Origin of the sequence: Paenibacillus sp. FSL R7-0189 (genome assembly GCF_037969925.1) — a bacterium.
GTDB lineage: Bacteria > Bacillota > Bacilli > Paenibacillales > Paenibacillaceae > Paenibacillus_AQ > Paenibacillus_AQ odorifer.
Map to the genome: position 1 here is coordinate 4,264,963 of NZ_CP150223.1, position 12,582 is coordinate 4,277,544.

Here is a 12,582-nt window from a genome sequence, read left to right on the forward strand (position 1 = left end):
TTATAAATCTAGTATTGTCGATTGAACAAGAAGGAAATGCTTTTCTATAGGGAATAGATGATTTGTCATAAACTACTGATATATTTGTCGTGATTAATTCTTGGGGGAGGGCAAAAGTATTAGAAAGATCGTCTGTGGTTATCATTTCTAAAGTTGATCATTCAAAATTATAATTTTAAGATAATGTAAGAACTTTTGTCGGAAAATTTGCAAGTATTCATAGTTACTTAAATGTGTTTCTACGATTCGTATTCCCACTTATCGGATTGTTCTATTTCCGATATTTCGTTATTTATGTTTATCATTAATGTTTGATCTTTCAATTCTTGGAATTCTAACTGTGAGTTAAGCTCTACCTGACGAGTAAGCATTTCCTGCAACTTTTGATCAAATTCGAATGGCTTACCTACTTCAATAGTGGCTTCAGCGAATTGCGTTTGAATTTCACATAACCTCTGTTCAGCAGAATGGAGGTTTACTGGTATTTTTTCAATAACATTCTCCAATCGAGTAATATTCCCGATAGGCGAATCGCCTAAATCAACAAAATATGTCTCGGCTCCGTTGAGCTTAATAGAGATAATATTAAATGCAGATCGACTTAAATAAAGTTCAAATCCACGGTATCTTCCAACATGTATTGAATCTCCGTTGTTAAACTCATTCACCTTCGAAAGAAGGAGTAGCAACTCTCCAGCCTGTGGTTTCTCATTATAGATTTCCCCTTCAAGCACAATTAGAAATTCGTCGTCTCGCGTTTGATCAACCAAAGCTAGATCAACTTTCAGACGCTCAATCCGTTGTTCACAAGCTTGTATCTCCCGCGGATATTGCTGTGAAATCTGTCTTTCCATTATTAGACGCTCATTGTTCCAATTGGCCTTGAGCAACTTCAGCCTTATCACCTCATTATCTACCTGCATCTTTTCTGCAAGAAGGGGATTAGCTGTAGCGATAGCCTTTACCTCGGCAGCCGACAAAACCGTTTCATCAGCGTCCTCACAGGAACGGGATATGCTTTTGCCGGTCATTACTTGTGAAATGTATCGGAGCTTCTGCTCTTGAATCTGCCAGAGGTAACTGTCAAATGTCCCTTTGGTTACATAGCGAAAGATCTGGACCATATTGTTTTTATTACCTTGCCTAAGGATACGTCCATCACGTTGAGTAATATCCGCCGGACGCCAGGGACAGTCAAGGTGATGTGCTGCAATAAGTCGATCCTGAACATTCGTTCCAGTTCCCATCTTTTGTGTTGATCCGAGCAAGATACTTACTTCACCGCGGCGAACCTGTTCAAATAATTCCTCGCGTTGTATATCCGTTTTAGCATCATGGATAAACGCAATCTCTTGTTCAGGAATTCCTTTATTGATTAGTTGTGTTTTGGTTTCATCGTAGACATTAAAGTATCCTGGCTTGGGTGTGCCACTATCGGAGAAAATGACTTGAGTAAGTCGATCAGATCTGGATTGTTCCCAGATATCAAAAACGTTGCTGATACATCGAGTTAACTTAGAATCCGATTCAACCGGAGCTTCAGGATCTACCAGACGGGGATCAATGGACATAAGCTTGGCTTCATTTGTTAATTTCAGCATGTTGTCTTCGGTAGCTAGTACATCATTGTTACGGATTTTCTCTGCACGTTCGACAAAGCTATCCATCATAAGCTTTTGAAAAGGAGAGCATTCAGTGACGACAATCTCCGGCTTCCCATGTTTCAATTCGGGAACCGGAAGTTTGAGCATTTCGGCAGTTTGAATATCAGCAACGGTGCGAAATATGTTCATGAGTTCCGGGAGATTATGAAATTTGGCAAACCGGGACTTCATGCGATACCCACTCCCTTCAGGTGTCATCTCGAGCGAGGAGACAACTTCTCCAAAGGTGGCTGCCCAATTATCGAAAAAGTCCAACCCGAGTCGCTTTAAAACCATTGGCTGCAAATAACGCTGCATCACATACATCTCAGACATGCTATTGCTTATCGGTGTCCCTGTAGCGAATACCACACCTCTGCCTTGATTTATTTCCTGGATGTATTGACATTTTAAGAGCATATCCATGGCACGCTGACTACTTGTTTTACCTATACCGGCGACATTGCGCATTTTGGTAAAAGTAAAACAGTTCTTGTAGGCATGCGCTTCATCGACAAATAACATATCAACGCCAAGCTGTTCAAAGTAGAGCAAGTTATCTTTTTTATCCTCATTGACCAAACGCTCCAATCGATGCTTTAGTTGATTCTGAAAAATGACCATCTGTTTAATAGTCCAGTTGTCACCCTTTTCCCTTTTGACCTGATCAATCATCTGGGTAACTCCATTGATTTCATTTTGCAGTAATTGTTCCTGACGCTCATGAGATATAGGGATCTTTTCGAATTGGCTGTGGCCGATGATAATTGCGTCGTAATCACCCATGGCGATTTTAGAGACAAAGCGATTTCGGTTCTGAATACTGAAATCCTTTTTTGTGGTTACCAGGATGTTGGCAGCAGGGAAGAAGCGCATAAACTCATTGGCCCATTGTTCAGTTAAGTGGTTGGGAACACAATAAATTGGCTTTTGAATGGCTCCCAGCTGCTTTAAATACATGCCTGAAGCAATCATAGCAGCGGTCTTACCGGCTCCCACCTCATGAGCCATAAGGGCGGTCCCTGAGTATATAATTCTTGCTGCAACGTCTTGCTGGTGTTGCCGGAGCTCCACTTCTTCACTCATACCCTGAAACACAAGATGGCTGCCATCATAAGTACGTGGACGGAGAGTATTAAACTTCTCATTATAGATACCCAGTAATATATCTGCCCGGTCTTTGTCCTTGAACAGCCAAGATGAAAAGGCCTCTTTGATTTGCTGCTGCTTGGCGCGGGCAATCATCGTTTCCTTGGCGTTCACCACATATTTGATTTGTTCATTTCCATTTTGGTCGAAGTAGGTTACCAGATCACGAACAGTAATACTCTGCAGGTTCAAACTGCCTTCATAAATGTCGTATGCATTTACTCGTGATGTACCAAAAGTGCGGTTTACTTTTATTGATTCCCGTTCCAATGATTTGCCGGAGACGCGCCAGGAGTTCGCATATTCCATGTACTCAACATTGATATTTCCAGCAGATTGATGATATCCTGCCGTTCCAAATGTCTCATACATGAAATCACGGTAATACTTGATTGGAATCCACGGACTTCCAATCCGAAAATCAATATCACCCGGTAATAGTGGAGCAGGTTGCACAGCACTTAGGGCGATTACATTACGCTCAAACAACTCGGGATATTCCGATGTTTTCAGCTTGGCATAGGCTAATTTGTCTTTTACATTTCCGGATAAGTATTCTTCATCCAGTTCCCAGCCTTCGTCTTGATTGCCAACATATTTCTGGGGATTAAGGAACAGTCGGTCTCCAAGTTCATCTAAGATCTCTTCTGTTGATTTGCCATATAATCTCGACATATAGGATAGATCTACTTTGAGCTTCTGATTCAGGCAGATTTGAAGAGCTTGTAAAGCTGAATCAGCATGTACCGGCATGCGGTTCGGACGAATCGTGGGTTTAGTGAACACCTGAGCTTTTACCCAATTCTTCTCGGGTGTCATATCCTCAATGGAGCGTAGTAGTGGGAGCTGATCATCATCTGAAAAAGCGGCAGTATTGGCTCGATCATTAATGGGCCCGTATCTATTGACAAATTGATCGTAGACCTCATTTAGTCGCTGCTGTCCCTGTTGGAGTTCAGAGATGTCATAACCATATTCTCGGGACTGAATGTCAATCACTGTTTTGAGGGCATCTCGAATGTCGCATAATCCTTTAATGCGTTCTGCTTTTTTGCCCTTGATGTCTTGGAAAAGCAAATATTCATTCTCGCAGAAATAGATCTGATTATCCTTGATCACGTAAGTGAAATTCTTGGTTCCTGCATCGGCTGGTTGCGCTTGTTCCTGTCCATCCTCTAAGTCCTCAATTTGAATGTCATCGGGTAAGGCTGAAAATTGAGCTTTTAAAAAATGAAGGGCGACGCTTAATTCGGCATATAGATTCTGGGCAGGTTTTGGAAAGCAAGCAGTAGTTCGTTCTGAACCATACATGCTACGATCCCAGTTCATATCTCCGAGCACCATTTCGGGATGATGAACAAAATAAGTATTGATTGGAATGCCATCGGATGTGCGGGAGACCGAAATCCAATCTGGAAATTGTTCAGTGTCCAGTTGCCGGGGCTGATCCAGTTTCTGCAGGAATACCATGTCGGTAGTTACTTCAGTACCGGCAACTGCTTTGAAAGCAGTGTTCGGTAAGCGAATAGCACCAATGAGATCAGCTTGTTCTGCTAACTCTTTTCGGATCGAAGAGTCTTGTTTATCGAATGTACCTTTACTGGTGATAAAGGCTATGATCCCGCCCGGCTTCACCAATTCCATTGATTTTATGAAAAAGTAATCATGGATCAAGTAGCTCTCTTTAAAGCGATGATCGAAGACTTGGATGTTATTGAAAGGGATATTGCCTATAACAGCATCAAAACTGCTTGGAGTAAAGTTGGTTGTCTCAAAACCTTGAACATGGATTTGTGCAGAGGGGTATAATTGCTTGGCCATCCTACCGGTGATTCCATCCAGTTCAACGCCAAAAAGCTTTGCTTGCTGTAAGGTGTCAGGAAGTACGGAGAAGAAGTTTCCGGTACCCATAGCAGGATCAAGGATTTTACGGTGTTCTCCGTCATTTAGGCCAAAGCGCTCGAGTGCTTGGTAGATGTAACGAATTAACTCCGGCTCTGTGTAATAGGCTGTAATCGTGGAGTTCAGTGCTTCAGCATATTCTCTATCATCCAGCAAATGCTTTAACTCCGCAGCTTCATACTCCCAATCTTTTGCATTCTCATTAAAGGCATTTGCTAGTCCACCCCAGCCCACATAACCAGCTAATATCCTTTGCTCGTCAGGCGAGGGAACACGACGTTCAGATTCAAGCAGTTTCAGAAGACGGATTGCTTCTATATTTCGTTTGTATTTGCTTTTAGCTCCGGAAGGATAAAGGGATACTTCCGTATTATAATGGAAGTTTTGAGGTGTGAAAGTAGGGTGATCAAGAGGTTCTTGAGTAACAGAAAGAGTACTTTTAGTCTCTTCTTGGAATTCCTGATTCTCGGCGGATTCAATTCCTATAGGCTCACGTTGTATAGGAGCTCCAAGAGTACCGGCTTGACTCTTATTGTCTTCCGCCTGCTGAACGTAATCAAATAATGTCCATTCCTCTTCTTGCGGAGGGAAGACAGATAGGCTACCGTCATAGCTTCCATTTTGAATGAGCTGCAGGAGGGTAGTGGCTATCGTTCTCCAGTTGATAAGGACCTCATGGGCACCTTCACTGTCAGACCATAGTAGTTCAATTCCTTTTCCAGAGTGAGTATATCCGGTCAAGCCATTGCCAAAATCGCCTCTGGCTCCACCAGTCCCATATCGATTTTTAAGCATCGGAATGAGGTCATGAGCCTTTGTAATTGAGTGTTCGACTACGTAAGAATAGATGACTTGTTTTCCTTGCATTGAACCCATACCGCTGCGGAGCAAGTATTCTAACATTTCTTGTTCCGATAAAATGATATCTTCAGATTTTTCAGGCAATAAAAAAGAACCGCTAATCTGCGGTTCTAAGGACAATGTATTTGAAGTTGCAGTTATCTGGGTCTCAAGACGATCTCGTTCAGTACCAGTTCCTCCGCGGTTGATTTGATCTGGTTCAAGTGCCGTGTCCGTTCTAGAGTATCTTCGGTCTGAGGTAGCGGTTGTAGTCGGAGTAACTGGTCCGTCAGCTGTTGTATTCTCTCGTTCGCTTCCTGGTCGATTTGGTGCATTTTCTCCATCAGATTGCCCTGCATCTTCAAGCTCATTAATCGATGGGGATGATGATTTCTGAGATAGTTTAAGCTCATCCTTCCGTATTTGCCTAATGGCTGTTGGTCGGCCTCCGCCTGACTGGAGATCTGTATCATAGGATACAAAAGTCCGTCTGTCTGCTGACTGTAGTTGAGATTCAAATTCTCTTTGTTCATAATTAACCATCCTTTCTTGTTGCATTAATTTGATATGCCTACCGATATCGAGCAAAATCTCTTTGGAAATCTCAGTTAGAATGCCGCCCAGTCGGGACATTAGCGGTACATTGTTCCAGTCGTTTATAGTATCGAACACCGGAGTTGAATCTGGCTCTGGAAGCCTACACCGAGAATGAATGAAGTAGGTGCTGCTGGCGGCAATTAATTCCTGCATTTGTTCTTGCACGCCGGAAATAGGAAATGTGGCAAAAGGATGATTTACCATATCCAGCTCTATATCCTGATATAAGTCAAAAGATGATATATGCTGTTTAACCAGCTGTGTAATACATAACCCTAGATCATTTGTTTCATTGGAGGATAGTCTATGAGTGAGTTCAACCAAATCTAGTCCCTGTAAACTCCAGGATTGAGGAGGGACTCTCCCATGAGTTTGAAAGACATCGAATAAATAGTCTATATGAGGCCTATTCTCCTGAAAGTTACTGACACCAATGGCCTTTTCTCCTCGATTGATGTACCGGCCCAGTTTGTTCCAAAGAGGAAGGGAGGCCAACATGGTAGCCTCTGGATTCTGCATGTATATGAGAAGAGCATTATCAAAAGAGTACTTATAAATACCAGAAGCGAATTTTAAATAATCCATCCAGTCTTGTGGTGACTGCGAAATTTGTGATACAGCCGACTGATAGATGGCTCTTAGTGTTGTTACACGAGCCATGATGGTTATCCTCCCTTCCAATGGATGAAATGTGCTTCTTACTGTTCCAACTCATCATAGATATCTTTGTCTGGCACAAAGGGAAGCCAATCTCGTTTAATATCCACGGCATAGGCTGGATAGCGAAGCTTGATCCCTTCAAAGAAATATGGCATGAGTCCATTATCGAACAGATAATAGGGGCTGAAAGAGTGGGTCTCTTCTTCATGTTCTCCCGTATAGCCCGAATAAAGGTTAAATGCGAGGCGGGAAAGACGGACCGTTGTTCCTGTCTGCCAGCCGTTGTTTAAGCCCTCTAGCCTAATGCTGTCTTCTCTGAAATCATAAAGATCATTAATGTGACGGCGAGTATCTTCTGTAAGGCCTAATAGATAAAACAGAGCGGATCGGTAAGGATCGTGTTGACGCTCAGCACGAATTACATTACCTTCATAAAACTGTTCATGAGCCAGATCTTTGAATATCATTAAATTTCCTCCTCTTCAATTAAGGATGTTGTTCAGGCTCTGACTGGAGCGAAAAATATAAGGTTAAAGCTTTATCGATGATTTCCTCAACTTCTGCGGCTTTACTCTCAGGAGAGAAATATTTGGCATATACTTTATGCTTTAGCTTGAATGGAGCAGGAACCATATTTTTTGGCTTCCGGCTAGACACACCGGAAAGGATCGCTGATGCGGCTTGCTCAGTTAAATTACGGTTTTCTGATTTCGCTCGAAGCAGCTCGGATTTTTTCATATCTACTTTGTAACCCTGTACATGTATTAACGATTCCACGGTTTGTTGTTCTTCCCGCTTCAGATAAGAGAGATCGACGGCCGGGCGAAGCTTAATTTCACCTTGATCGACTCTTTCCATGAGTTCTGGTAGAAGGTGATTCAAGCGCAAATATCGTTTGATATTGGTTGGGCTCATATCGTTTTTCTCGGAAACTTCATCCACACTTTTTCCTGGGTGCCCCACTGGGACACGTTCATCATTTTCCTTGTCATTACTGGTAATTTGAGCTTTTTCAATTTCGCTTAATTTACTCTGTTTTTGCTTAGCTTCTTTGCAAGCTTCAAGCTGCATCTCCAGGGCACGAGCAAGTTCACTGGGCAACATATCCTGAATGGAACGTTGATGAAAATTGGTGTCCACCACGATAATTACAGCTTCTGCTTCCGTCAATTGTTCTTTAACAATGGAAGGGATAGAAAGTAACCCCGCAGCTTTAGCGGCATTGACGCGATTATGCCCAGAAAGAATTTCATAGGAATCTTGTTCCATTGGACGGACTATAACGGGAATTAGCACACCGTTCTCTAGGACGCTTTCGATTAAGTCATCCAGTTTTTTGCCCTCATACAGCTTAAATGGATGTTTATGAAAGGGAATAAGGCTGGAGAGTAGAAGGGAAGTGACTCCTGAATTTTCAGGAGATGATGTTGTATGGTCTGGTCCCTCAGACAAAAGTAAAAGCTCATCAATGCTTGATAGCTTAGGCGTAGGTCGCTTACTGCTCATCTTGCATCAGCTCCTTTGCTAAACTGCAATAAGCTGTGGCTACCTTCGATTTAGGATTGAATTCAATAATGCTTTGACTATAGAAATTCGCCTCTCCGACTTTGACTGAGAGAGGGATTTGAACATCAAAAATGCGGACGGTTTCCTGGTAATATGCTTTTACCAACCGAAAGGCTTCTTTATATAAATTGGTTCGTGTATCACACATGGTCATTAAAATACCCGCAATGTTAATCCGCGGATTAATTCGTTTCTTTACCTTAATGATAATTTTCAGAAGCTGAGTTAGGCCTGTTGCTGACCACAGTTGAGGGTTTACCGGAATTAATACACTGTTACTGGCCGCAAGGGCGTTTATAGTTAGTAGACCAAGAGAGGGATTTGTGTCTATAATGATAAAGTCGTATCTTTGCTTCATGGGTTCCAGTAATGTGGTGAGAGTCTTTTCACCACCCAATTCATCTCTTAAATTTATCTCAGCAACGGAAAGTTCAATATTGCTGGGGATAAGGTCTATATTGCTATGATTATGAACGTATTCTTTAGGATCCGGCAGTGGTTCGTCGCTCATGAGGGCATTCATAATATTGAACATTGAAAACTTAAGCTGGTCTGGATTTTCAATTCCAAAGCACATACTTAAATTGCCTTGTGGATCGAAATCAACCAGCAGCACTTTTTTATTTTCATGGGACAAGGCGCACGCCAGATTGTAGGCGGTGGTCGTCTTGCCTGTGCCACCTTTTTGATTGGCAATGGTGATAACGGTTGTTTGTCTCATTATGAAAACCTCCCCGGAGGTTTGCTCCGAACATATTGTCAATGGTAGGGAGCGGGCTGGTTCTCTCATTTTTCTCTCCGAGTTCTCTCGCAGTTCTCTCCAAAGGCTAAATTTGCGCTTCCTGTTGCTTGTTGCCGGAAACCCTTGTGGCTCTTAGGAAAACACTAAAAACCGTAAAAATCCTTGATTCTACAAGGTTTTTTGCGGATTGTAGGTTCCCTTATATTCCACTGCAGGGCGTTAAAGTCCAAATGACTTCTGGGACTTAAAATCCTGCGGTACGTGAGTACCGTACGGGTTCGACCCCCGTCCTCGGCATCACAGTGAAAACCTTGAGAAATCAAGGTTTTTTTGTTTTTCTTGAGTAAAACTTCCATCAAAAACTAAAGGTTCTGTGTGTCTTGGAATCACATCCGAGCACACAGAATCAGGGTGATAACACTCCTTTTTAGTGCTTGTCTAATCGCAAGCTCTGGAGGGGAGTTTTTAGCATGGAAGTTTTCATGAACCGCCGTATATCAAACGGTACGCACAGTGGTATGAGAGATCCGAGCCCATTGATTACTGTCGAATAACATCTTAATTTGTTGTATTATTGATTAAGCTAGTTTTCAAGAACCAAGGAGGGTTAAAGTTTGCTTACACTGAGAAGAGCCGAGCCGCGTCAAAGTAAAAAGCTCAGTCTCACATCGCTGCTTACGGGCTTGGTCACGCTGGTGGTTCTACTAACCTCAAGCATTCTTCTGATTGGCTCTTACGAGTCCAAAAAACAGTCATTGATGGAGACTACACTCCATCTGAATTACTACAACGCTGACCGAATGACCAAAACAATGGATTCCTTATTTCAGTCCATGCGCAGCAGTCTGGAATACAGTGCTGACACACTCTCCGATGACGAAACCTTAACGCCCAAGCAAGTGGATGATAATTTGGAACTGATGCGCAATAGTAGCAATTACTTCAATTCTATCGCCGTGCTCGATGCCGACGGGCTGATCCGCAATGTAGTACCGGCTAGTTTGGGGTCAGTAGGAAACCATATTACTTCTAAGGTCGGTTTGGAAGCTCTGGCGTTAAAAAAACCTTACATATCCTCCCCCTACATGACCCAAACCACCAAGAGACTAATCGTTTTTATGAGTCAGCCGATTTTTAGCAAGAATGGTACATATCGCGGTATTTTGAGCGGCACATTTTATCTGCAGGAGAACAATATTTTGTCTATGATTTTTGGCGATAATAACGTGGACGATTCTGGCTCCTATTATTATATTGTGGATTCAAGCGGGCATCTGTTGTACCACCCGGATAAGCAGCTCATTGGGGAGGATGTTAGCAATAACAAGGTTGTGCAGAAACTCATGAATGGGGAGAGTGGGGAACAGCAAGTGCGTAACACCCGTGACGTTGAAATGCTTGCCGGATACTCCAGCGTTCCAGCCAACGGATGGGGAATTGTGGTCGTTTCGCCGATTAGTGTCATCCATCATCAACTGATGGGGCACCTTCGGACCATTCTCTGGTATTCGTTGTTTCCGTTCATTATACTCCTGATGGGCGTCATTCTCGTAGCACGCAAGCTGGCCCGGCCTTTTGTGTACCTGGCAAATCTGGTGAGCAGGATGGGCAAGGAGAAGATTGAATTGCCAGAAGCGAAGCCGCAATGGAGCCGAGAGGCAGATCTGCTGACCAAGGCTGTGTTGCTTGCCGTGACGGATATTCAGAAGCAGACGGATCAACTGACCCAAGAGGCTACGACGGATGCTCTGACCGGTTTAATGAACCGAAGATCCTTAGAGTATACGATGAGTCAGTGGATTGACTCAGGACAACCGTTTTCGCTCATTGTGCTGGATGTAGACAAATTCAAACTCGTGAACGACACCTACGGCCATCTCATCGGCGACGAAGTGCTGAAACATGTAGCCAATGTTATAGTTACCTCGTTTCGTCCAGACGATGTTTGCCACCGCTACGGCGGTGAAGAGTTCATCATCTTGCTAGCCCACACTAGACCCGAGGAAGCCTTCACCATAGCTGAAAGAGTCCGGCGGGCAATGGAACAAAGCAGGGGGCCAATCCCGACACAGGTTACGATCTCTCTAGGAATCGCCCATTATCCTATTCATGCATTGGAGCGGGAGGGGCTGCTGGAGAAGGCGGATCAAGCGTTATACCTGGCCAAGAGCAGGGGAAGAAACCGGACGATGGTCGCTGATGTTTGAAACAATGGCTACGCAGACCTGCCATATGTGGGCTGACCGAATGCTGCACATCAGCACGGGTGGCACGAAGCCAGCGGGCAGCAAAGGACGAAAGTGTAACCTTCCAAGCTGAACAAGGAAAATGTTATTCGCTATTATGAATGTTCGGAGCGGAAACAGTATTTCATCTTTGATGAAATACTGTTTTTTTGTGCGGATGTTAATTATGTTCAACACGTTGCAATAATTCCTTTAAAGCCTTCATCTGCCGGCCTTGAAGTTCTCCCTCTACAATCGAATTCCGTAGAGATTCTACATCCTGAGCCTTCACTTTACCCCCATGATGGAAACGATTGAATGCTTGATAATCTAGCGGCAGCATATCTTGTTCCATTTTGAGATGTATTTTTGCTGTCATGCGTGGCCCCATCACAAAACTCATAATCTTACCGATTAGACCATGCTTGGGCAGGGATGCTATTTCACCCTGAGCACGGCAAGCGAGCTGCCAAAGATCTTTATTTGCAATAACGACTGAGAATTTCGGCCAACCTACGATATCACAAGCAGCGTACACAGGAAAACCGATACTTGAGTAAATATTGAACATCGCCGGACTTACTTGACCACAGCGTGAGACCCCAGAGTTATTGTACAGTGCGCTAAATTGTTTGGCAGCTGATTTATTATTGTTCTCGACCTGGAAACCGACCTTGTTCGCCGGATGTTTGTAACAGACAATGGCTTGGTTAATGAGTTTGGGGTCTGTTGGTGCATGCACAGGCAAATCAGCCTTGGATTGATGACTTAACGTACCCAGTATTCCTCTTAACAGCTGGTCTTCCGGAATTCTCATATACTGAATGTAATGTTCACGAATCCCGCTTCCAAACGCACTCATAATCACCGTAGTTTTAGAATTACGAACGACACCTCCCAATTTGGATAACGTAGCTACGCCTTCTGGTGAACGGCTCACATTTCCGTCCAATGTAATAATAATAAATTGATACTGCTGAGGTTTTATTTCTTCTATATCTTCTATGACATTAAAGTTGCTAAATTCTTTCAATGTATCATCGTCATAGCAATATAGTTTTTGAGGAGGAGCGAAGTCTGCTTTTCGTCCTTTTCGTACAAGAAAGGTAACATCGGTGCCTGATAAATGTAGATGGTAACCTACAGAGAAACCTACTGCTCCTGCACCTACTATAAGAATGTTTGTTTTATCTGAAGTGATTGTCATGGTTAGTTCATCTCCTTGACATGTGTTGATTTAATGTCGTGTTGTCAGTAT

At 43.2% G+C, this 12,582-nt stretch carries 7 protein-coding genes; 1 reads left to right on the forward strand and 6 read right to left on the reverse strand.

Annotation, left to right across the window (positions count from 1 at the left end; all coding sequences use genetic code 11):
• Window positions 1–239 precede the first annotated feature (239 nt).
• The 5 genes from MKY63_RS18575 to MKY63_RS18595 all read right to left on the reverse strand — a co-directional run bounded on the left by MKY63_RS18575 (window position 240) and on the right by MKY63_RS18595 (window position 9,078).
• Entirely contained in the window at window positions 240–5,597 is a 5,358-nt protein-coding gene (locus MKY63_RS18575; RefSeq protein WP_143760456.1) for an N-6 DNA methylase, read from the reverse strand.
• A gap of 95 nt (window positions 5,598–5,692) precedes the next feature.
• Entirely contained in the window at window positions 5,693–6,067 is a 375-nt protein-coding gene (locus MKY63_RS18580; protein WP_143760452.1) for a TnpV protein, read from the reverse strand.
• 762 nt (window positions 6,068–6,829) lie between these two features.
• Complete coding sequence (locus MKY63_RS18585; protein ID WP_042139129.1) at window positions 6,830–7,258, reverse strand: DUF6075 family protein; 429 nt, start codon at window positions 7,256–7,258, stop codon at window positions 6,830–6,832.
• A gap of 19 nt (window positions 7,259–7,277) precedes the next feature.
• Window positions 7,278–8,297 carry a ParB N-terminal domain-containing protein gene (locus tag MKY63_RS18590; RefSeq protein ID WP_076222714.1) on the reverse strand — a complete coding sequence of 340 codons (1,020 nt, stop codon included), beginning with the start codon at window positions 8,295–8,297 and terminating at the stop codon, window positions 7,278–7,280.
• Complete coding sequence (locus MKY63_RS18595) at window positions 8,287–9,078, reverse strand: ParA family protein (RefSeq protein WP_076222712.1); 792 nt, start codon at window positions 9,076–9,078, stop codon at window positions 8,287–8,289. The genes MKY63_RS18590 and MKY63_RS18595 overlap by 11 nt, the downstream gene beginning before the upstream one ends.
• Window positions 9,079–9,713: 635 nt before the next feature.
• Between MKY63_RS18595 and MKY63_RS18600 the strand changes: the two genes are divergently transcribed.
• Window positions 9,714–11,306, forward strand: coding sequence for a sensor domain-containing diguanylate cyclase (locus MKY63_RS18600; protein WP_038572778.1), 1,593 nt, complete (start codon window positions 9,714–9,716; stop codon window positions 11,304–11,306).
• A 199-nt stretch (window positions 11,307–11,505) separates the two neighbouring features.
• Here the strand turns inward: MKY63_RS18600 and MKY63_RS18605 are convergent, their stop codons facing one another.
• Complete coding sequence (locus tag MKY63_RS18605) at window positions 11,506–12,531, reverse strand: 2-dehydropantoate 2-reductase N-terminal domain-containing protein (protein ID WP_038572776.1); 1,026 nt, start codon at window positions 12,529–12,531, stop codon at window positions 11,506–11,508.
• Between the last annotated feature and the right edge of the window lie 51 nt (window positions 12,532–12,582).